This window comes from Colwellia marinimaniae (genome assembly GCF_002207865.1).
Lineage (GTDB): Bacteria > Pseudomonadota > Gammaproteobacteria > Enterobacterales > Alteromonadaceae > Colwellia > Colwellia marinimaniae.
Genome location: NZ_BDQM01000312.1, coordinates 1 through 264, shown reverse-complemented (window position 1 = coordinate 264; position 264 = coordinate 1). Strand labels below are relative to the sequence as shown.

General features: G+C 42.0%; 1 protein-coding gene. It reads left to right on the top strand.

Translation table 11 applies throughout. The features are described 5' to 3' along the window. Positions 1 to 235, top strand: a 235-nt coding sequence (locus MTCD1_RS19430) for a transposase (protein WP_143760191.1), incomplete at its 5' end; no start/stop codon positions are given. Between the last annotated feature and the right edge of the window lie 29 nt (positions 236 to 264).

The window sequence follows — 264 nt, the reverse complement described above, 5'->3', positions numbered from 1 at the left end:
GCATTGGTCTATCGAAGTGCAATTACATTGGCGACTAGACGTAGGTATGAATGAAGACAGATGTAGGATGGTACGAGGAGAAGGTGGTGAAAACTTGTCGGTAGTCAGACATACAACATTAAATTTATTGAACACGGATAAATCGTTCAAAGCAGGGCTAAAAAGAAAACAAACAAAGGCAGGGCGGAATAATGAGTACCTATCTCGGATCCTTACTGGGAACGGTTCTTCGTAATCTCGCCTAGAATCCCGTGATCGTATTAT